Annotated in this window: 23 protein-coding genes; 11 read left to right on the top strand and 12 right to left on the bottom strand. The window is 63.7% G+C overall.

Translation table 11 applies throughout. The features are described 5' to 3' along the window. Position 1 precedes the first annotated feature (1 nt). Positions 2–1315 (bottom strand): hypothetical protein, encoded by a 1314-nt coding sequence (locus BG57_RS16435; RefSeq protein ID WP_174447229.1) that lies wholly within the window; start codon positions 1313–1315, stop codon positions 2–4. 438 nt (positions 1316–1753) lie between these two features. On the opposite strand from BG57_RS16435, the gene BG57_RS31215 reads away from it, so the two are divergent. Next, positions 1754–2518: a hypothetical protein gene (locus BG57_RS31215; RefSeq protein ID WP_052005852.1), complete on the top strand. Its 765-nt coding sequence runs from the start codon at positions 1754–1756 to the stop codon at positions 2516–2518. A gap of 14 nt (positions 2519–2532) precedes the next feature. Here the strand turns inward: BG57_RS31215 and BG57_RS16425 are convergent, their stop codons facing one another. Both BG57_RS16425 and BG57_RS16420 read right to left on the bottom strand, forming a co-directional pair. Continuing rightward, complete coding sequence (locus tag BG57_RS16425) at positions 2533–3051, bottom strand: CBS domain-containing protein (protein WP_035966219.1); 519 nt, start codon at positions 3049–3051, stop codon at positions 2533–2535. Between the two features lie 47 nt (positions 3052–3098). After that, a complete protein-coding gene (locus BG57_RS16420; RefSeq protein ID WP_035966218.1) occupies positions 3099–3392 on the bottom strand; it encodes a TFIIB-type zinc ribbon-containing protein in 294 nt (97 codons plus the stop codon). A 284-nt stretch (positions 3393–3676) separates the two neighbouring features. On the opposite strand from BG57_RS16420, the gene BG57_RS16415 reads away from it, so the two are divergent. Next, positions 3677–4378 carry a carbonic anhydrase gene (locus tag BG57_RS16415; protein WP_052005851.1) on the top strand — a complete coding sequence of 234 codons (702 nt, stop codon included), beginning with the start codon at positions 3677–3679 and terminating at the stop codon, positions 4376–4378. A 50-nt stretch (positions 4379–4428) separates the two neighbouring features. On the opposite strand, the gene BG57_RS16410 is transcribed toward BG57_RS16415, so the two are convergent. Then, on the bottom strand, positions 4429–4974 hold the full coding sequence (locus tag BG57_RS16410) for a DUF4142 domain-containing protein (protein WP_035966217.1): 546 nt from the start codon (positions 4972–4974) through the stop codon (positions 4429–4431). Positions 4975–5116: 142 nt separating this feature from the next. On the opposite strand from BG57_RS16410, the gene BG57_RS16405 reads away from it, so the two are divergent. Together BG57_RS16405 and BG57_RS16400 are read left to right on the top strand one after the other, a co-directional pair. Next, positions 5117–5332: an FmdB family zinc ribbon protein gene (locus tag BG57_RS16405; protein ID WP_035966216.1), complete on the top strand. Its 216-nt coding sequence runs from the start codon at positions 5117–5119 to the stop codon at positions 5330–5332. 74 nt (positions 5333–5406) lie between these two features. Further along, on the top strand, positions 5407–5673 hold the full coding sequence (locus BG57_RS16400) for a DUF1488 family protein (protein WP_035966215.1): 267 nt from the start codon (positions 5407–5409) through the stop codon (positions 5671–5673). Positions 5674–5933: 260 nt separating this feature from the next. Here the strand turns inward: BG57_RS16400 and BG57_RS16395 are convergent, their stop codons facing one another. Further along, positions 5934–6401: a PleD family two-component system response regulator gene (locus BG57_RS16395; protein WP_035966214.1), complete on the bottom strand. Its 468-nt coding sequence runs from the start codon at positions 6399–6401 to the stop codon at positions 5934–5936. A gap of 77 nt (positions 6402–6478) precedes the next feature. Next, positions 6479–7006, bottom strand: a complete 528-nt coding sequence (locus BG57_RS16390; protein WP_229753806.1) for an ElaB/YgaM/YqjD family protein — start codon at positions 7004–7006, stop codon at positions 6479–6481. A 310-nt stretch (positions 7007–7316) separates the two neighbouring features. Here BG57_RS16390 and BG57_RS16385 point away from each other — a divergent pair, with 310 nt between their 5' ends. After that, a complete protein-coding gene (locus tag BG57_RS16385; RefSeq protein WP_052005857.1) occupies positions 7317–8261 on the top strand; it encodes a DMT family transporter in 945 nt (314 codons plus the stop codon). A gap of 21 nt (positions 8262–8282) precedes the next feature. Here the strand turns inward: BG57_RS16385 and BG57_RS16380 are convergent, their stop codons facing one another. The 3 genes from BG57_RS16380 to BG57_RS16370 all read right to left on the bottom strand — a co-directional run bounded on the left by BG57_RS16380 (position 8283) and on the right by BG57_RS16370 (position 9632). Continuing rightward, positions 8283–8816: a cupin domain-containing protein gene (locus tag BG57_RS16380; RefSeq protein WP_035966211.1), complete on the bottom strand. Its 534-nt coding sequence runs from the start codon at positions 8814–8816 to the stop codon at positions 8283–8285. A gap of 120 nt (positions 8817–8936) precedes the next feature. Then, on the bottom strand, positions 8937–9185 hold the full coding sequence (locus BG57_RS16375) for a hypothetical protein (protein WP_176568794.1): 249 nt from the start codon (positions 9183–9185) through the stop codon (positions 8937–8939). Positions 9186–9212: 27 nt separating this feature from the next. Beyond that, a complete protein-coding gene (locus BG57_RS16370; RefSeq protein ID WP_035966210.1) occupies positions 9213–9632 on the bottom strand; it encodes a hypothetical protein in 420 nt (139 codons plus the stop codon). A 206-nt stretch (positions 9633–9838) separates the two neighbouring features. Between BG57_RS16370 and BG57_RS16365 the strand changes: the two genes are divergently transcribed. Together BG57_RS16365 and BG57_RS32610 are read left to right on the top strand one after the other, a co-directional pair. Then, positions 9839–10756 carry a LysR family transcriptional regulator gene (locus BG57_RS16365; protein WP_035966208.1) on the top strand — a complete coding sequence of 306 codons (918 nt, stop codon included), beginning with the start codon at positions 9839–9841 and terminating at the stop codon, positions 10754–10756. 94 nt (positions 10757–10850) lie between these two features. Further along, positions 10851–11063 carry a hypothetical protein gene (locus BG57_RS32610; RefSeq protein ID WP_152562618.1) on the top strand — a complete coding sequence of 71 codons (213 nt, stop codon included), beginning with the start codon at positions 10851–10853 and terminating at the stop codon, positions 11061–11063. 177 nt (positions 11064–11240) lie between these two features. Here BG57_RS32610 and BG57_RS16360 read toward each other — a convergent pair whose 3' ends face one another. Beyond that, positions 11241–12719, bottom strand: a complete 1479-nt coding sequence (locus BG57_RS16360; protein ID WP_035966206.1) for an NCS1 family nucleobase:cation symporter-1 — start codon at positions 12717–12719, stop codon at positions 11241–11243. A 248-nt stretch (positions 12720–12967) separates the two neighbouring features. Between BG57_RS16360 and BG57_RS32605 the strand changes: the two genes are divergently transcribed. From BG57_RS32605 to BG57_RS16345, 4 genes are all read left to right on the top strand, one after another. Then, positions 12968–13192, top strand: a complete 225-nt coding sequence (locus BG57_RS32605; protein WP_152562617.1) for a hypothetical protein — start codon at positions 12968–12970, stop codon at positions 13190–13192. Between the two features lie 119 nt (positions 13193–13311). Further along, on the top strand, positions 13312–14235 hold the full coding sequence (locus BG57_RS16355) for a YihY/virulence factor BrkB family protein (protein WP_035966205.1): 924 nt from the start codon (positions 13312–13314) through the stop codon (positions 14233–14235). 440 nt (positions 14236–14675) lie between these two features. After that, positions 14676–15365, top strand: coding sequence for a hypothetical protein (locus tag BG57_RS16350; protein ID WP_035966203.1), 690 nt, complete (start codon positions 14676–14678; stop codon positions 15363–15365). A 64-nt stretch (positions 15366–15429) separates the two neighbouring features. Further along, the gene (locus tag BG57_RS16345; RefSeq protein WP_035966287.1) at positions 15430–16488 is read left to right on the top strand and encodes a GGDEF domain-containing protein; all 1059 of its coding nucleotides are present in this window, start codon (positions 15430–15432) and stop codon (positions 16486–16488) included. A gap of 18 nt (positions 16489–16506) precedes the next feature. Here BG57_RS16345 and BG57_RS16340 read toward each other — a convergent pair whose 3' ends face one another. Both BG57_RS16340 and BG57_RS16335 read right to left on the bottom strand, forming a co-directional pair. After that, entirely contained in the window at positions 16507–17418 is a 912-nt protein-coding gene (locus BG57_RS16340; RefSeq protein WP_035966286.1) for a recombination-associated protein RdgC, read from the bottom strand. 68 nt (positions 17419–17486) lie between these two features. Then, positions 17487–18413 (bottom strand): DMT family transporter, encoded by a 927-nt coding sequence (locus tag BG57_RS16335; RefSeq protein ID WP_035966202.1) that lies wholly within the window; start codon positions 18411–18413, stop codon positions 17487–17489. Between the last annotated feature and the right edge of the window lie 40 nt (positions 18414–18453).

Genomic DNA, 18453 nt, shown 5'->3' with positions numbered 1-18453 from the left:
GTCAGAGCCCCCGGAGGCCGTCGTGCGGCGCATCGATCACCGTTGCGCGCGCCCGCCAGTTGGCCGGCGTAAAGCGGGCCGGCATGCGCCAGATGACCGGTTGCATGAACGCCGCGTTCTCGCGCAGATAGCTCAACGTGACGCCGAAGAACAGCAGGCAGCCGATCGATTCGAACGTATCGGTCGTCGCACACGAGAAGAGCAGATAAAGCAGCATCGCCCACGTCGGCCGGTCATCGGTCGGAGCGCGCATCATCAGCCGCACGAAAAACGCCACGAGCAGGAGCGCGCCGACGATCCCGAAGTTCGCCATCGCATACAGCAGCGAGTTGTCCGCGTAGGCGACATTGAAGCCGAACGCGCTCTCGTAATACGTCGTTGCCGAGCCGAAGCCGCCCGGCCCGAGGCCGAGCCAGATGCGGTTGTTCTTCAGCAATCCTTCCATGATGACCGGCCATGTGTTGAACATGCGGTCCTGGAACGAAGCGAGCGTGGTGAAACCGGTGCCTGAAAGATTGAACATCAGCGTGGCGATGTACGACACGAACGGAAACGCGATCGCGATTCCTGCGGCCCACAGGCAGGCGCGCTTGATCGTCATCGTCGAGAAGAAGCAATGCGCAACGACGACAATGGCCAGCGAGACCGGCGCCGTCTTGTTGGTCGTGGCGTGAATCGCCGCGCCCGCACACACGAGCAGCACGCACTGCAACCAGCGCTTGTCCGTGCGCATCAGCAGCCACGCTGTGAGGAGACCCGCCATCAGGCCCGTGGATGCGCTGTCGCGCCCGAAGCCCGAAAGCCGCGATGCGATGCCGACATACGACGCCACAGCGGCACGTACGTTATGCCCGCCGACGGAGACGCTGACGCCGACCCACGGCATCGTCATGAAGGTGTTGGCGAGGATGCCGATGCCGCAAAGCGCCGCCAGCACCGCGAGCCCCGTTGTCGCAACCCGGCCGTTCAGATACGCGAGTGCTTGCGGTGTCGCGGTGAGCGCGAAGAGCATCGGCATGACCGTCCACAGCCAGAAGCCGACGGCTTCGGGCGCAACGCCATGCGATAGCGACACGCACGATTCCGCGAGCATGTACAACGCGATGAGCGCGTGGCTCGCTCTTGGACGCCTGATCAGCGTGTACATCACCCAGGCAAGCATCAGCAGCTTGGGAAGATACGCGGCCTGAGGCACGCCTGCCATCGAGGTGTAGTAGCGAATGACGCCCGAGAGCACGTCGCTGCCGACGGCTGCGATGAAACTCGCCACCCACAGCTTGTCTTCGAGCGATGCCCTGTCCAATACCCTGTTCATTGTTCTACCGTCGCATGTCGTTGGGTGTCGTCGTGTCCAAAGCAACCGGCGACCGCCTCTTGTTGTGTGCACGCGCGGGTGACTGCCGACGAACCTGGCCAGGCTCATCCCCGTTGCCGGAAATTTACCTGTGGGGTATACGCGGCTCAGTGCGAAGACGCACGCTCCGCCCGGGCGGCGAGGCGCGTTCACGTTTGCTATGTCGGCTTTCGCGCATAAGGGTGCGCTCGCAATCGTTGCTAAGAGCGGCAGCGCACATAGACGCAGTATCGGCTCGCCGGCGGCCGCGTTGCCGCCGATACGTCACGTCGCGAACATGCGTTCGTCGTCGTACATAGCGGCATGATGGTCAAGCATAGGATTGCGTATCAAATGCGCCGCAGGACATGCGACGCCCAAGCGAATCGCCGTCCATCCACGTCATCCCGAGAGCGCTATATGAATGCACAAGACCGTGCCGCACTGACGCAGGCATCGCGAGGGGGTATCGCGATCTTCGAATCGATGGTGGCGCCGCCGACGCTCGCCGCGATCAAAAGCAAGCTCGATGCGGCTTACGAAGCGACACCGGATCACGAGCAGTTCTTCGGCTGCGCGAAAGACATCGTGCACACGCTGCGGGACGACGCCGCGTTCAGGGAACTGGAAAGCGAGGCGGTGCGGGCCGCGTCGAACTGGCTCGCCTCGACGATGCATGTCGACGGAAAGGTAGGACCGTGGTTCGGGCTTCGCGTGGGAAGCAGCGCATCGACGTCAGGCAGCCATTGCCGCCATTTCGATTCGCAAGTGCTGACGCTCGTGATCGTGCTGCAGACCGCAAGCGATGACGACCGCAGCGGCGATCTGATCGTCTATCCGAAAGCGCGCGGCATTCCGCGACGCCGCGACAACGTCTTGCGCAAGAGCATGCAGTGGGGCGAGCGCGCGCTACCCTTCCCGCTTCGCGCGGCGCGCACACAACGCCATCTGGGCAAGGGGCTGTGCACGCGCATCCGGGGCACGGCGGGCAGCATCTACGTGTTCAACGGCTTTCTGATGCAGCACTGCAATCTCGATGTGCTCGAGGGCGAGCGCCGCAGCCTCGTCATTCATTATCTGGACCCGGGTCTGTCGCTGGGGCTGGCGCAGGTCAATCGCCTGCGCCGCAACGAGAGAGCCGTTCCTAAAGAGGCGGCGTATCCCGCCGAGATAGACGCGACTTGACGAGTGTGTAGAACTCACATAAGCCGCGTCGCGAGTGTTTGCGGCAGCGGACTGCGGCGCGTGAGTGCGCAGGTCGGCGCATCGTGGTGCGGGCCGCGCACGTAGGTTTCGAGTTGGTCGATCGCGAACTGCTGCTCGTCGATCACATAGCGGATCATGTCGCCGATCGACACCATGCCGACGAGCCGCGCCCCATCGATCACCGGCAGATGACGGATGCGATGCCGCGTCATCAGCGCCATGCAATCGTCCGTGCGCGTGGCGAGACCGACTGACATCACCGGCGCGGACATGATCTCGCCGACCGTCGTGGTGCGCGATGCCTTGTCCTGCAGGATCACCTTGCGTGCGTAGTCGCGCTCGGTCACGATGCCGCGCACCGCGCCGTTCTGATCCCCGCCCGCCGTCACGACGAGCGCACCGACGCCGGCATGCGACATCAATGCAATCGCTTCGTAGACGTTCGCCTCGGCGCTGATCGTATGGACGGCCGTATCGGACTTCGCTTTCAGGACTTGCTTCACCGTTGCCATGCCTTTCTCCGTTTGCCTAAGAAGTTACGCTGCACCTGCTGCCAGCTTCAGTCGAAGTCGAACATTTCGCCGAGAAAGGATTTCTTGCGGCGCGGATAACCGTGCCGTCCTTTCGAATCGCTGTAGCGATGATCGTGATCGCGACGGTCCCAGTCGCCATCGCGGGCGTATTGATGCGGCTGCTGCGTTTTCTGCAACGACAACTGCTCGTCGCGCTGAATGAGATGATCGAGTTCGCCGCGATCGAGCCACACGCCGCGGCACTTCGGGCAATAGTCGATTTCGATGCCTTCGCGAGCGGTCATCAGCAGGTCTGTCGCGGGGCAGACAGGGCATTTCATGTCGATTCCTTTCGGTTTGCTTTCGATGAAAACAATCTAGCGGAAGCATCGACGCCATGAAATGCACGAAATCGAGCGCATTAGTTCGTAAAACCCGAAGTGTTCATGCTCCGGACGTAGGTTCGACGCGGTGTATCGAACCGTTCGCCCGGTGCGCGCGCAACCAGTAAGGTTCGCCACGGTGCGAAGTCCTTCGCCAACGACTTGCGCATCATCTCAAAACCCCGCAAGCTCTCGGTTGGCGGCGGGCAGCCGCTCGCCAATCCGCACTTAAAGGGCCCCCAATGTCCGATAAACCGACGATGAGCGAACAACGCGAAGGCTCCGATCAGCCCGACCTGCTGTACCTCTTGCAAGGCGCCGAAGACTTCAGCCGCTTCGTTTTTCCTGACAGCGAAGCGCTTTTCAAAAGCCTCGCGCACCAGCAGGCGCCGCATACGCTGTTCATCACCTGCGCGGACTCGCGGGTGTCGCCGGAAATGATTACGCAGACGCGTCCCGGCGAGCTGTTCGTGTGCCGCAACATCGGCAATATCGTGCCGGCGTATGGCGAGATGCTCGGCGGCGTGTCAGCGGTGGTCGAATTCGCGGTGCTGGCGCTGAACGTGCGGCAGATCGTGATCTGCGGCCATTCGGATTGCGGCGCGATGAAAGGCCTCGCGTCGGGCGCGACGATCGCCGATGAAATGCCCACGGTCCACGCGTGGCTGCGCAACGCGGAAGCCGCGCGCAGCGTCGTGACGGCGAGAAAGCTGGAGGAAGAACGCGTCGTGCAGGCGATGGTCGAAGAAAACATCCGGCTGCAACTCACGCATTTGCGCACGCATCCGGCTGTGGCCGGGCGGCTCGCGCTCAAACAACTGCAGGTGCAGGGCTGGGTCTACGACATCGGGCAGGGAGAGGTATCGGTTTTCGACGAAGGCGAAGGTGTCTTCGAGTCGATTCCCGAAGCGCGGGAGCGCTTGCTGCGCCAGGGCGCGCGTTGATCTGCGAACGCTGAGACGGCGCGGCTTGCGCCGCGCCTGTCAGGAACTGCTTACTGCACGCCCTTCTTGGCCGCGAGATCCTGCGCCATCTTCAAATGCTGCTGGATGGTCGGCAGCGCCTTCTGAGCCGCCTTCTTCAGATCCGCGTTCTGCCCTTCCTGCGCTTCCTTCTGGAAAGCCTCGACGGCCTGCTTGTGGCCCTCGACGCCGACCTTCTGAATATAGGCGGTGTCGAACTCCTTGCCCTTCAGGCCCTTCAGCGAATCGAGCACGGCGGTATCGGAGTTGTCCTTCGGCACGGTGACGCCGTGCGGCGCAGCCATCTTCAGTTGCAGCGTGAGCTTGGTGTGATCGACCATCATGTGATGCGCGAAATTCTTCACGTCCTTGTCCTGCGACTGTTTCGATGCGAGCTTGCTTGCATCGATTTCGGTGGAACTCGACATCGACGCTGCCTGCACGAATTCCTTATCTGGCGATCCCAGTTCATTGGCTTGCGTGGTGCTGGCCGCCTGCGTCTGCGCAAGTGCGACTGCCGGCGCGGCGGATAGAAGCGCCGATGCCAGCGCGGTGAGCAGAACTGCATTGCTTTTCATTGAAGCCTCCTTGGGCGGTTGTTTGCCGCTTCTTCAGCAATACCGATGCCACGCTGTTTCACGCATGACACGATTCGGAACATGGCTTGCTGCAAGCCATGAGTTGCTACACTGTTCTTGTTCCCTTTCCCGATAGAGCACCATGCCCGTTTATGACTACGAGTGCGCGCGATGCGGCGCGTTCGAAGCAGTACGCCGCATCGCCGAGCGTGACGACCCCGTTTCCTGTCCCGGCTGCGGCGAGACCGCACCGCGTGTGACAATCGGCGCGCCATCGGTAGGAAGCAGCGGCGGAGAATCGAAGGAAAGCGTGGGCGGCTACGGCATGCGGCACGTCGGCGGCTGTTCATGCTGTTAGCGCAAGTGCGGTCGCGGCGGGCATGAGCGTTGCAGACCGTGCAGCGTTTCTCTGACGAAAACAGGAGGTGAAGGATGGCGATAGAGTTCAGCGGGCGGCGTCACGTCGTGGCGGCAGCGCGGGTCGCATTCGAAGCGACGGTCGATGGACGCGAAGTCTGGTGCAGCGTCTCTCTCGATGCGCTCAACGATCACTTCGGTAATGCCGGCACTTCGTCGCACGCGATGCTGAGTGCCTTCGAAGGCGGACGTGTCGAGATCGAGGAAGCAGCCCGGCGAACGCTCGAGCGCAATGGCGGACAGTCGGTCGAACTGGAAACGAACGACTTCAATCGCCGCTGAAGCGTTGCTTAGTTGCGTTGGCTGATGAGCGCGTCCCTCGCGAGGCGCGATTCAGCCAAACTCGGAGCGCGACTTTCGCTATGCGTTCGAACAACGCACGGAAAGAGCGACGTTCTTCTTTCTTCTCGATAAAGGGCAGCCTTCGTGCTGCTCTTTTCATTGAATGGAGTGGAGTTGGCGCATTCGCATCTTGCGGACCACGTAATCGATACGTCGAGTTATCGCCGCGCGCTTGCAGTCAATAAACACACCGCGCTCCGTCATCGCGCATAAAAACGCGTCAGCACATCCACCAGCCACCAGAACGGACACGGCTTGCGGCACACGCCGTCGTAACCGGCTGTCTGCAGCGTATCGCGCATTTCATCGGCTGCGAAAGCGATCACCAGTTGTTGCGGCGTGTCGGGCGTATCGGCGTGTCCGCGCAACTCGCGCACGAACCAGTGGTCCGGCATTGCCGGCCTCGCTTGTCCGCCCGCCGCGTTGCCGAACCGCGTATCGACGAACACCGCCTGCGGATGCCACGTCGACGACAACTGAACGGCGCGTTCCGGCTCGCCGATCTGCACGGCTTCGAAGCCGCGCATCGCGAGCAGCAGCGCAAAAGAGTCCCCGACATTCGGCTCCGAATGCGCGATCAGCACGCGTCGCGGTGCGCTGACGACCGCCATGCGAGGCGTCCAGACTTCGCGGCGGCCCGCTCCCGCTTTGTTCAGTTCTCCGTCCATGTGTGTTCGGCGCGGCGATGAGCGCCGCACCGTGATTCATCAAGCAAGGACGAGGCCCGCCGCCCGGCCTGGAGCGTTCAGCGCGAAATCAGCAAGCCGACGATCAGACCGCCTATTGCGCCCATCGTGATCGCTTTCCACGGATTGTCGTGCACGAAGTCATCGGTGCCCTCCGTGACGCGGCGATATCGCGCGACCGCTACATCCTGCGCGCCCGCGATCACCCGTTTCGCGCGTCCGCTCGCCGAAGCGGGATCGGGATGAAAGCGGCTGCCCTGCCCCTCCGACGATGCCGAAGCCGGCTGCGCAAGCACCGCGGGACTGTCGCCGCCTTCCAGCGGGCTGCCATGCACATGCTCCGGGGAACGCGTCGGCACGTGCCGGGGCGGTTTGTGCGCCGCGCCGGCCGCGAGCGGCGTCACATTGTCATCGCCGCCCTGCTCCATGCCCGGTCCCAGCGCCGCTTCCATCGCGCTCGTCACCGCGATGCGCGACAGCGGCGGCGCGGGCGGTTGCCCGCCGGGCGTTCCCGCGCCGTTGCCCGCCGCGTTATCCGATGTGATGCCTGCCGTGCTCCCCGATGCGTTGCCGTTTACGTTAGCCATGACGTCCTCTCCTTGTGCGTACCAGATGCATTGGCCAATCAATGCGCGTATCGATGACGCAAGAGTCGCACCGGATCGCCACGCCCGCCAGTCGTCCGTTCGGCCTAGGCCGGTTCGCCGGACGGCCGCGCGACGCATCGCAATTTCTTTCACATACCGGTGAGAATTGCTCGTTTGCCGCCCGCGATCCGCACGCCTACGATGACTCTCCTGTCAGGCGATGCATCTTTCGTTTCACGCCGCGCTGAAGCCTCCGTCGCGCGCCCGCCGATACGATGGCTTCGCTCCCGACTCCTTTGCGAAGCCCGCCATGAATCCCGTCAATCTCGCTCAACTGCTCTTACTCGCCGCGCTGTGGGGCGGCTCCTTCCTGTTCATCCGTGTGGGCGTGACCGATCTCGGCGTCGCGCCGCTGATGGCGCTGCGCGTCGGCATCGGCGCGCTGTTTTTGCTGATCGTGCTGGCGCTGCGCGGCTCGCCGCGCGAAGCCATCGCGACGATGCGGCAGCGCGCGTGGCCGCTCATCGTCGTCGGCGTGTTCAACTCCGCCGCGCCGTTCTGTCTCTTCGCGTATGCCGAGCTGACGCTGTCGGCGGGCGTGACCTCCGTCATCAACGCGACGACGCCGCTCTGGGGCGCGCTCGTGGCGTTCGTGTGGCTCGGCGATCGCCTGAGCCGCCTGCGCGTCGCGGGACTCGCGATCGGTTTCGCCGGCGTGCTCGCGCTGGTATGGGACCAGACCTTGGCTCATCCGGGCGCGACGGCCTCCGCAGTCACGCCGATGAACACCGCGCTCGCTGCGCTGGCCGGCCTCGCCGCGACGCTTTGCTACGGCATCGCGGCAAGCTATACGAAGCGCCATCTGATGGGCGTCGATTCGCTGACCGTCGCCGCCGGCACGATGACGGCCGCGACGCTCGTGCTCCTGCCGTTCGCGCTTGTCTCCTGGCCCGCGGGACCGGTGTCGATGCACGCGTGGGGCGCGGTGATCGCACTGGGTGTCGCATGTACGGGTGTCGCGTACATGCTGTTCTTTCACCTGATCGCGGTGGCCGGGCCGGCGCGCGCGATCACCGTGACGTTCGTGATCCCGATCTTCGGCATCCTGTGGGGCGCGCTGTTCTTGTCGGAACGCGTGTCGATCGGCATGGCGGCGGCGTGCGGCATCGTGCTCGCGGGCACGGCGCTGGCGACGGGCGTAGTCAAACGCGTGCCGTCGTGGCGCACCCGCCGTCCGGAATGCGTCAAGCAGTGACGGGACTGCGGACCGTGGCGCTCAACGCCACAGCCGCGTGAGGGCGCCGTCCTCTCCGCCGACGGGATCGGTGGCCGGGAACGGCAAGGCTTGCATCGCGCGCAGTTCGTCGGCGCTAAGGGCGTCGCGCCTGATGTCCCATTGCTGGTTCGGCGGATAAGCGCCGATCACCTGAAACCGGCCGCCGCTTTCCAGCAGGCAATGACCGGTGCCGGCAGGCAGCAGGAGCGCATCGCCGGCACGCACGGAGATCACGCGCCCTCCCGGACCGCCGATGATCAGCGCCGCCTCGCCCGATGCGACTCCGAGCACCTCATGCGCCGTCGAGTGGAAATGGTGATAGTCGAAGACGCTGTCGCGCCATTGCGGCGGCCAGCCGTTCTGCGCGAAGAGCGTCTCGAAGCGGCTGCCACAGTCGCGGCCGCCGGGGTCCATCGCGCCGTGCCACAGCAGCACCGGCAGGCGCGCATTGTTCGGCACCCAGCCATTGGCGGCGAGCATGAAGTGCTCGCAGCGGGCGTCGGCTGCATGAAGGGTTTCGGATTGCCCGGCCATATCGGATTCTCCGCGAGAGTTTGCGAAGGCCGAGCAACGGGTGTTCCAGTAAGCCCAGCAAATTAGCCGAACGCGGCTTGCGTCGGACGCCGTTGAGCCGTGAGACAGACACGGCAGTTATCACCGCCCGTGCCAGTGCCCATAACCTCCGCCGAATCCGACTCCCACCGACACCGACGGCGCGTAGTAAGCCGGCCCGTACGCGTATCCATAAGCCGGCGCGTAGCCGTATGCCGGCGCGGGCGCATAGCCATAGGGCGGCGCATAGACGCACCCGCCCAGCCCTGCCGCGAGCCCGAGCGCGACGGGCAGGATGAGCGCGCGCGCCAGACTTCGCCCGCCCGGCTTTGTTGTAGTTGATGTTTTCATGACAACAGCCTCCCCGCCAGTTCCGGCTTACCAGTGACGATAACCATAGCCGCCGTGATGCGCGTACCAGTCGCGACGCTCCCAGTAGTGCGCGCCGTCCCAGTACCGGTCGCCATGCCAGCCGATGACGATCGCCGGCGCGGGCGCCACGACCACGGGCGCGGGCTGATACACGACAGGCGGCGCAGGCTGGTACGCGACGGGCGGCGGTCCCGGCTGCCGTTCGACGTACACCGGCTGCTGCTCGACGTAAGCTGGTTGTTGCTCGACATAAGCCGGCTGCGGCTGGACATAGACGGGTTGCTGCACGTACACAGGCGGCGGAGCGTAAACGGGCGCGACCGGCAACCCGAGATTGACGCCAATGCTCACGCCCGCCGTCGCCGCTTCGCAAGCGAGACCCGCGAAGGCAACGATCCCCAGCCCTACGAAACTCTTGATCTTCATTTTTTTCTTCCCCTGCCCAAGGCCGCAATGAGAGTGCGGCCATGAATCCATGGTATTCGCGGCGCCGCGCGCTTGCGTTACAACACCTGTAACAGATGTGAACGCTGAAACGAACGGTCGGTTGAGAATGCAACGCCGGCGCCCGCCGTTGCGCCGGCGCGCGTGCTCGTGTGATAGTGCGGGCTTCGTCAAAACGGGATGCGCGAATGGACCTGTTGCGAAGCATGCGGATTTTCACGCGCGTCGCGGAAGCAGCGAGCTTCACTGCGGCGGCGCAACAACTGGACATCACCACGGCGCAGGCGTCGCGTGCAGTCACGGATCTGGAGGCGCATCTGCGCACGCGCCTGTTGAACCGCACGACGCGCCGTGTCGCGCTCACCGATGCCGGCAACCGGTATCTCGCCCGCTGCAAGGAAGTAATCGCGCTCGTCGATGTCTCCGAAGCTGAAGCCAGCAACGCGCAAGTCTCGCCGAGCGGCGTGCTGCGCATGCATGCGCCGATCACCTTCGGACAGCACTATGTCGTGCCCGCGCTCACGCGCTATCTGGACGCGCATCCGCAAGTGCGCGTGGAGCTGACGCTGTCGCAGAACGTCCCCGACATGCTCGACGAAGGCTACGACGTGTTCTTGCAGATCACGACATCGACACTGCCGGATTCCGCGCTCATCTCCCACCGCATCTGCACGATGCCGAGCGTGCTCTGCGCGTCGCCGCGCTATCTCGAGCGTGCGGGCGTTCCGCGCTCCATCGAAGAACTGTCCGATCACGCGTGCCTGCAACTCGTCACGGCGTTCTTTCCGGTGGACCGCTGGATCTTCGAAGGCCCGCAAGGCAGCGTCGAAGTGGACTTGCCGCCGGGACGCCTGCGCGTGAACGCCGCCGACGCGCTCGCCGTCGCGGTCACGGACGGGCTCGGCATTGCGCCGTTGCCGGCGCTGTCGGTGCAGCCGTTGCTGAAAAGCGGCGCGCTCGTGCGCGTGCTGCCGGAATGGGAACTCCAGACCATGACGATCTATGCGATGTACGCGTCGCGCCAGTATCTCGATGCGAAGATCAAGACGTGGGTCGCATTTTTGCGGGATTTCGTCGTTGGGACGCTGGAGAGCGAGCTGGCGTGAAGCGCAGTCTTCGTGAATGCGAGCATTGGGCGTTGAGGGTTTGCTGAGACGGACTCGCCGCCCTGCGGTTCGCGGATTCCGGCTGGCGCTTTCATTGAATCAAGACGTGGGTGGCGTTCTTGCTGGAGAGCGAGTCGGCGTGAAGCGCCCATGCATGCTGAATGCGATCATTGAGCGGCGTGTTCACTGCGAAGGACTGGCCGCCACGCGGTTCGCGGATTCCGGCTGGCGCTTTCATCGAATCAAGACGTGGGTGGTGTTCTTGCAGAATGTCGTGACTGAGACACTGGAGAGCGAGTTAGCGTGAAGCGCCCATGCGTGCTGCATCGAACGGTGAGCAGCGGCTTCACTGAGAAGGACTTGCCGCCCTACGGTCCGCGGATTCCCCCTGCACGCGGAGAATCCGCCGCGAAAACCGTCGAGCCCCCTTCGTTCAGATGCGCGATCGTCTCAACTTGCGACGCCGCGCGTCGCACACGCGAAGCTATTTGCGCCGCGCGATGCGCATCAACACGACGTACAGCACCGCGCCGGCCACCGCGCCGATCAGCCAGCCGAGATTGTTGGCGGGGAGAATCTTCAACAGTTGCGTCGAGAGTTCCCATCCCACCGAGATGACGCCCGACACGAGCAACGCAGTCAGCCCGACCTTGTTCCATCCGCCGTCGTAGTAGAAGCGACCGCCAGGCTGCATCGTGTACAGCTCGGCGGCGTTCACCTGCTGGCGCTTGACGAGGTAATAATCGGCCATCATCACGCCGTACATCGGTGCGAGCACGGCGCCGAAAACCGACACGAAGATAGTAATGGCCTTCGGGCTGTCGACGAAGATCCACGGGCACACGAGGACCGCGAGTATCGATGCGATCAGCCCGCCCTTCTTGAAGTCGACGTGCTTCGGAAAGAGATTTGCAATGTCATAGGCCGGCGAAACGAAGTTCGCGACGATGTTGATGCCCATTGTCGCGATGATGAACGTGATGCTGCCGATCGCCACCGCGAGCTTGTTGTCGATACGCGAAACGATCTCGACCGGGTCCATGATCATCGTGCCGAAGACCTTCTCGCTGCCCGCCGTGACGATCACCGTGATGATCGCGAATGCAAGGAAGTTGAACGGCAGCCCCAGAAAATTGCCGATCTTCATTTGCCGCTCGCTCTTTGCAAAGCGGGAGAAATCGCCGAAGTTGAGCAGCAGCGCCGCGAAATAGCTTACGACGAGCAAGGTCGCGTTGACCATCGCGTGCAACTGCTCGTCGCCGGGCAGCACCTTGCCGGAGAGCGTGAGGTCGAGACTGCTGAGGCCCGCGCGATACAGAATCCAGCCCATCAGAACGAACATCACCACATACACCGCCGGCCCGCAGAAGTCGATGAACTTGCGGATGATCTCCATGCCGCGCTGAAAGATTATGAGTTGCAGCAGCCACATGAAGAGGAAGCTGACCCAGCCGAGCATGTCGAGCCTGAGAAAGCTCGAATCGCGCAGCGCCACCGCCGATGGCACGAAGAGCAGCAAGAGCGTCGCGACCGCCTTCGATGCGAAGTACGTCTGCACGCCATACCACACGATGCCGACGACGCCGCGAATCAGCGCGGCGAGATTCGCGCCCATGACGCCCATCGACACGCGTGCCATCACCGGGAACGGAATGCCGTGCACCAGGCTCGGCTTGCCGACCCAGTTCATCAGCACATAGACGATCAGGATGCCAATGGTCATCGCGAGCAGCACTTGCCAGCCTGAAAGTCCGAGCAGAAAGAGGCTGGCCGCGAAGGTATACCCGCCGACACTGTGAACATCCGACATCCACATCGCGAAGATGCTATAGCCCGTCCATGTGCGGCGCGCGTGCGGAACCGGCGCGAGATCGTGGTTGTAGAGGCGTTCGTCGGCGTTGACGATTTCGACATCGGCGCCGGGGCCGGGCGTGGACGAATCGGCGACGTGAGAAGCAGGCATGACCGTCTCCCTGGCCGAGGCGTGCTTCAACCCGTGGTTGAACGCTCACGTTCGGCAGACTAAAGCAGCCGCGATGAACATGCGAATGGCCGGCGCTATCGAGAGGCACCGCGCCGCGACGGCTCGCTCATGCATGCGCGGACTCGTTGCGCCGGCCGTTGATGCAAGATTAATGCATGATGCCGAAAAGGTGAACGATGCACGCTCGCCCGCTCAAGTAAAGCCGCATCCATGCCGATATGTGGGCCATGAGAAAAAAACGCCTCCCGTCCCGCGATCCGGGAATCGCACAGCAGGAAAGTCCCGTGGCTTTGGGCGATGCCTTCGCGGCTGCCGCCGAAGCGCTCGCGCTCTTCTGCCGCCTGCGCCGCATCGAAGCGGCGGATGTGCCCGCACGCGATGTCGATGCGCTGCTCGACATCGCCTTCGAAGAGGCCGCGCAGCAAGCCGCTGCCCAGCAACAACAACGCTAAAGCCGGCTGAACTCCGCTGCCGGGCGTGCAACTTGCTCCCCGACCCTCACATCCTCTTTTAGATCAGGCGGGCAGGACATCGCGCCCATCGCCGCACATGCGCGCGTCGCGGAGGTCCCATGTCGAAGATTCTCGGCCCTGTACTGGGGCCTCAGCTTCACAACGTCGCGCGCCATCCGTTCGGCTTTCTCAAGCGCACGATCAAGGCGTTTCGCGCCAATCAGGGCATGCTGCTCGCGGGCGCGGTTGCGTATTACGCGCTGCTGTCGATCGTGCCGCTGCTGATCCTCATTGTCATCGTGCTGTCGAAGTTCGTCGGCCAGCGCGAGTTGCTCGAAACGCTCGCGCATCTGCTCGAATGGCTCGTGCCGGGACAGGCGCGGGCGATCGTGCGGGAACTCGCCAATTTCCTGACGCATCGCGCGGTCATCGGCTGGCTGCTGCTCGTCACGATGATCTTCTTCAGCTCGCTCGCCTTTACCGTGCTCGAAAACGCGATGTCGGTGATTTTCGTCCATCGCGTCGCGATCCGTCGACGGCATTTCCTGCTCTCCGCGCTGCTGCCTTATTGCTACATCCTGTTTCTCGGCGTCGGCATGCTGATCGTGACGCTCGTGTCGAACGGCTTGCAGGCGATGGGCGACAACAGCGTCATGCTGCTCGGCATCGAAGTGTCGCTGAAGGGTGCTTCGCGCGTGCTGCTGTATCTGCTCGGCGTGGCCGGCGAGATTTTCGTCCTGACGTCGATCTATCTCGTGATGCCGGTCGGACGGCCATCGTTTCGGCTCGCGCTGCTCGGCAGCGTGACGGCCGCCGTGCTCTGGGAGATCACGCGGCATGTCCTCGTGTGGTACTTCGCGACGCTGTCACAAGTGAGCGTCGTCTATGGTTCGCTGACGACGTCCATCGTCGTGCTGTTCAGCCTCGAAGCGCTCGCGACGCTTCTGCTTTTCGGGGCACAGGTGATATCGGAGTTCGAGCGTTTCGGCTTGCCCGAACGCGATGTCACGAAGCCGTTCACGACCGAGGATGCGCAGCATTGAACACCATGCGCAGTACCATGAAGTCATGCGCCGTCTGTGCGCGATGACACCAAACGCGGCACCGCTGATCTGAGGAATGTCGAACGTCCCGTGCTGGCCTGCTCAATGCTACGGTACTATTCAGCTCTTGCACGGGCGGGCGACGCCGCTATTCGCCGCGCCTTGCAACATGCAAGTACTTTTGCCTTATCTAACGTGCCGCATTGGGAAGTTTTTTCCGCATGCGGCGCTAGTTACGTGGTGCGAAGAGAGAACCTTCCTCCTCGTTGAAAACTGCGTATTGCATTCGTTTTTTTATGATCGAATGGCACGCGCCGCGCACTGCTCGCATTCGTGATCTTTGCGTCCGGCGCTTCACACGGCTTGCGCGTCAGGCTGCCAGCGCACTCGATGCGCCGTGCGCCTGCCGCCGTCGACGAACATGATTCTGGAGCGCTGCCATGCCCCGACACGCTGAGCTACCTGAAGAGCCGTTCGCGGGCGGCCCGAGTCCCGCTAACGATCCGTCCGTGCCCGATGCGCCGTCCGGGTCCTTCGCCGACTTCGACGACGAAGAAGATATCGAGGCGGAGCCCGATCCCGTGCGCCCGCCGCGCCGCTTCGGCCGGCTCGCGCTGTGGATGGCGTCGGCAACTGCGCTCGGCGTCGGCGTGCTCGGCACCGTCGCATACAGCGTGTGGTTCAATCAGGACCAGCGCGTGTATGCAGAAGCGATGACCAGTGCGCGGCAGACGCTCGGCGTCGATCAACCGGTCTTGGCGGCCACGCAGTCGTCGGGCGTGGTGGAAGCGCCCTCGACGGTGACGCATCCCGAAAACATCAAGCTCGCGGGCAGTCCGCCTGCGCTGGACCGGCCCGGTTTGAGCGCCGTCGCGGCAGCGCCGGCCGCCATCGCCGAGGACGACACCACCGAGCGCCGCGCGACGCCATCGAGTCAATCCGGCAATCGCGCGAACCGTGCAGCGGAGAAACCGGCGCGCACGGCGCAAGCGAACCAGAACGTCAAGCGTCATGCGCCGCCAGCGAAGGCCGAGCCGGGACTCTTTGCCCGCGTGGGCGCCTTCTTTCATCGAGTGAGCTATCGACGCAATGCCACATCCGGTCAGCGAGAGGAATATTCCCGTCCGTGACGACGACGCGATTTCGACGCGCGCACTTCGCTGGACTGACGGCGCGCGCGCGCATATCCAGCGGTTGCGTGTACCCGGTCCCGCGCCCCTGGCCGGCGTCGCGCTGCTTTGCCTGCTGATCGGGTTGCTCTTTCTCGCGTTTCAGGTCCGCGCGATTTTCTCCGCGCAACTCCAGCAGGAATACATCGGACTCGTGCTCGAAGCGGTCGAGCGGGCCGATACCGCGCGAGCATCCGCGTTGGCGCTACGCGATGCATCGACCAGCGATACCGCCCATCGCGCGGCCTATCGCGACGCGCGCATTGAATTCGCCGCGCGGCTCGCGAGCCTGCATGCCCTCATCATATCGAGTCCGGCGCCCGCTCCCGCGCTGCCTTCGAGCGTGCTCCTGCCCGCAGCCGATCTGAAAGCGGCGAGCGCCGCGCTCGATTCCGCCTATCTGTACTGGCGCGCCGAACGCGAACGTGCGAGCGCCGATGTGCGCGAACGGATCGTCAGCGTGTCGCATACGCTGATCGCGCTGTCGTCGATCGTGTTCGGCGTGCTGATTACCGCGCTTGGAATGTATGCAAAACGCAATCGGCAACTGGTTGGACTTTCGAGCGAATTCGAGCACGCGTCCCTGCACGATGCGATGACCGGCCTTCCCAACCGCCGCAAGCTTTTTGCCGCGCTCGAAGAAACGGCGGAGCATCTCGGCGACGGCACGAATGCAAAACGCATCGCCGTGCTGTATATCGATCTCGACGGTTTCAAGCGCGTCAACGATACGCACGGCCACCGCATCGGCGATGAGTTTTTGATTGCGGTATCGCGGCGTTTTCGTCAGACGGTGCGCAACAGCGATGTGGTCGCGCGCATCGGCGGCGACGAGTTCGCCGTGCTCGTGCGGGAATTTTCGAGCGATCTGGAACTCGCGGCGATCGCGCAGCGCATCATCACGTGCGTGGCGGAAACCGATGGCCGCATGGACTTGTCGCTCGTGCGCGCGAGCATCGGGATCGCCAGTTATCCGGATCGCGTGACCGATTACTGGCGGCTCGTCGCCGCCGCCGACGACACGATGTACGCCGTCAAGCGCAACGGCAAGAACGGCTACGCGTTCGCTTCGCCGGCGGCGTGACCCGGCCTTGAAGGCGGATTATGCCGCCGCGCGCAGGTCTTCTTCGCCGCCGAGTGCTTCGGTCAGCGCCGTGAACAGGCGAGCGAGTTCGCCCGTCATCAGCAGGAAGTCGGATTCGAAACGCTCGTCGTCGTTGGCCGCGGTGGGATCGGCGGCTTCCTTGATGACGTCGAGCGGCGTCACGCGCTTGAGCGTCAGCGACGGCGTCAGCACGAAGGACACGCGGTCGTCCCAGGTCATCGCAAGACGCATGCACTGCTTCCCCGCTTCGATGTGGCGGCGCATGTCCTCGGCCTCCAGCGCATGGCCAACGTAGCGCACCGTGGCATTGCCTTCGCCGGTCGAGCGCAGCTCGGTGTCGCGATCGAGCGTGAAGCCTGCGGGACCGTCGCCGCTCAGCAGCCACTCGGTCATCGCGGATACCGGCGAGCGCGCGGGACGAACGCTGGCGAGCGGCAGATCCGTGACCGACTTCACCAGCAACCCGATGATGTCATCGGCAACCGTCGCGGATGCCGCGTCGATCGCGAGCCATCCATGCACCGGATCGATCCAGACGCGCGTATCGCGGCGGATACTGAATGCACGCGGCAACAGCTCGTCGGTCACCTGCTCCTTCAGTTCGCGCATCTGCTTGCGGCCGGGTTTGAAGCCCTGCTGTTCTTCGAGTTCGAGCGCGCGTTCCTTCGTGAACTGCGTGACGACGGACGCGGGCAGCAGTTTCTTCTCCGCGCGATACGTGATCAGCATCTGGCGGTTGATCGTGTAGACGAGCGAATCGTCGTTGCGCGGCGAGACCCAGCCGCGCCGCTCGTTCTCGACGCTCGATGCCGCGCTGAAGCCAAGCGGCGCGAGCCATTGCTCCATTTGACCCGGCGTGACGGTCCAGTGAGCGGGAAGACGGTGAAGCTGAAGATTCTTGAACCACATGGCGGCGCTTTCGATGTTGTTCGGAAAAGCGGGCCATTCTATACGACGCGCATCGCATTCTGCATGCATCATTCATTCGCATGGCGGCGTGCCGGCACGATCCGCCATTGCAGATTGACGCCCGCCGCCGCGAGCAGGATCAGCGCGGCGCCCGCGACTTGCAGCCAGGCGAGATGCTGGCCGAACGCAAGCCAGTCGACGACGATCGCCACCACCGGATAGATGAACGACAGCGCGCCCGTCATGGCGACGGGCAGTTTCTGGATCGCGCCGTAAAGAAGCACGTACATGAGCCCCGTATTCACGACGCCGAGCACGATCAGGTCGGCCCATCCGCCGATGCTTGCAGGCGCGGCATCGAACTGGGCGAACGGGCTGAGCATCGCGATGCCGAGCAGCACATGCAACATCGCAATGAGATGCGGCGGCGTGTCTTTGAGCCGCTTGGTGATGATCGACGATATCGCATACAGAAAGGCCGCGCCGAGCGCATAGGCGATGCCTTCGAGATAGCGTCCGGGCATCGCGAGCACCGCCGGTTCGACGCGCACGACCATCACGAGTCCCACGAACGCGATGCCGAGCCATGCGAGCGTCGAAGCGGAAATTCGCTCGCGCAGCACGAGCGCCCCGAGCGCGACGAGCATGAACGGCTGCGTGTTGTAGACGGTCGTGGCCATCGAGATCGACGCACGCGAATATGCGGCGAACAGCAGCAGCCAGTTGCCGACGATCGCGACGCTCCCAAGCGCGACCCATCCGAGCATGCGCCACGAAAAATAGCGCTTGCGGAGGAAACCGAGCATCGCGCATATCGCGACGAGCGTCGCCCCGCCGAAGACGCAGCGGAAGAACACGACGTTCCATGCCGACTGCCCCGAGGACACGACGAGCCAGCCGATCGTGCCCGACATCAGCATCGCGAGCGTCATTTCGATGGCGCCGCGCCGATGCCCGGCGGCGTTGCGGGTGTTGCTGATCGCGTGACTGTTCATGGCGGTGATTCGGATGCAGTTTCGATAAGCTGAAGTCTAT

The sequence above is a fragment of the Caballeronia grimmiae genome, from assembly GCF_000698555.1.
GTDB lineage: Bacteria > Pseudomonadota > Gammaproteobacteria > Burkholderiales > Burkholderiaceae > Caballeronia > Caballeronia grimmiae.
Note: the sequence above shows the minus strand (reverse complement) of the source record. Positions and strands in the feature narration are given on the sequence as shown.

Coding starts and splice junctions, on each gene's coding strand:
- BG57_RS16370 (WP_035966210.1), bottom strand. CDS start 9,632: ATGAAGATCAAGAGTTTCGTAGGGCTGGGGATCGTTGCCTTCGCGGGT.
- BG57_RS32605 (WP_152562617.1), top strand. CDS start 12,968: ATGAGAAAAAAACGCCTCCCGTCCCGCGATCCGGGAATCGCACAGCAG.
- BG57_RS16395 (WP_035966214.1), bottom strand. CDS start 6,401: ATGGACGGAGAACTGAACAAAGCGGGAGCGGGCCGCCGCGAAGTCTGG.
- BG57_RS16365 (WP_035966208.1), top strand. CDS start 9,839: ATGGACCTGTTGCGAAGCATGCGGATTTTCACGCGCGTCGCGGAAGCA.
- BG57_RS16335 (WP_035966202.1), bottom strand. CDS start 18,413: ATGAACAGTCACGCGATCAGCAACACCCGCAACGCCGCCGGGCATCGG.
- BG57_RS16420 (WP_035966218.1), bottom strand. CDS start 3,392: ATGAAATGCCCTGTCTGCCCCGCGACAGACCTGCTGATGACCGCTCGC.
- BG57_RS16390 (WP_229753806.1), bottom strand. CDS start 7,006: ATGGCTAACGTAAACGGCAACGCATCGGGGAGCACGGCAGGCATCACA.
- BG57_RS16425 (WP_035966219.1), bottom strand. CDS start 3,051: ATGGCAACGGTGAAGCAAGTCCTGAAAGCGAAGTCCGATACGGCCGTC.
- BG57_RS16415 (WP_052005851.1), top strand. CDS start 3,677: ATGTCCGATAAACCGACGATGAGCGAACAACGCGAAGGCTCCGATCAG.
- BG57_RS16400 (WP_035966215.1), top strand. CDS start 5,407: ATGGCGATAGAGTTCAGCGGGCGGCGTCACGTCGTGGCGGCAGCGCGG.
- BG57_RS16350 (WP_035966203.1), top strand. CDS start 14,676: ATGCCCCGACACGCTGAGCTACCTGAAGAGCCGTTCGCGGGCGGCCCG.
- BG57_RS16360 (WP_035966206.1), bottom strand. CDS start 12,719: ATGCCTGCTTCTCACGTCGCCGATTCGTCCACGCCCGGCCCCGGCGCC.
- BG57_RS16340 (WP_035966286.1), bottom strand. CDS start 17,418: ATGTGGTTCAAGAATCTTCAGCTTCACCGTCTTCCCGCTCACTGGACC.
- BG57_RS16385 (WP_052005857.1), top strand. CDS start 7,317: ATGAATCCCGTCAATCTCGCTCAACTGCTCTTACTCGCCGCGCTGTGG.
- BG57_RS16355 (WP_035966205.1), top strand. CDS start 13,312: ATGTCGAAGATTCTCGGCCCTGTACTGGGGCCTCAGCTTCACAACGTC.
- BG57_RS16375 (WP_176568794.1), bottom strand. CDS start 9,185: ATGAAAACATCAACTACAACAAAGCCGGGCGGGCGAAGTCTGGCGCGC.
- BG57_RS16405 (WP_035966216.1), top strand. CDS start 5,117: ATGCCCGTTTATGACTACGAGTGCGCGCGATGCGGCGCGTTCGAAGCA.
- BG57_RS31215 (WP_052005852.1), top strand. CDS start 1,754: ATGAATGCACAAGACCGTGCCGCACTGACGCAGGCATCGCGAGGGGGT.
- BG57_RS16380 (WP_035966211.1), bottom strand. CDS start 8,816: ATGGCCGGGCAATCCGAAACCCTTCATGCAGCCGACGCCCGCTGCGAG.
- BG57_RS16410 (WP_035966217.1), bottom strand. CDS start 4,974: ATGAAAAGCAATGCAGTTCTGCTCACCGCGCTGGCATCGGCGCTTCTA.
- BG57_RS16435 (WP_174447229.1), bottom strand. CDS start 1,315: ATGAACAGGGTATTGGACAGGGCATCGCTCGAAGACAAGCTGTGGGTG.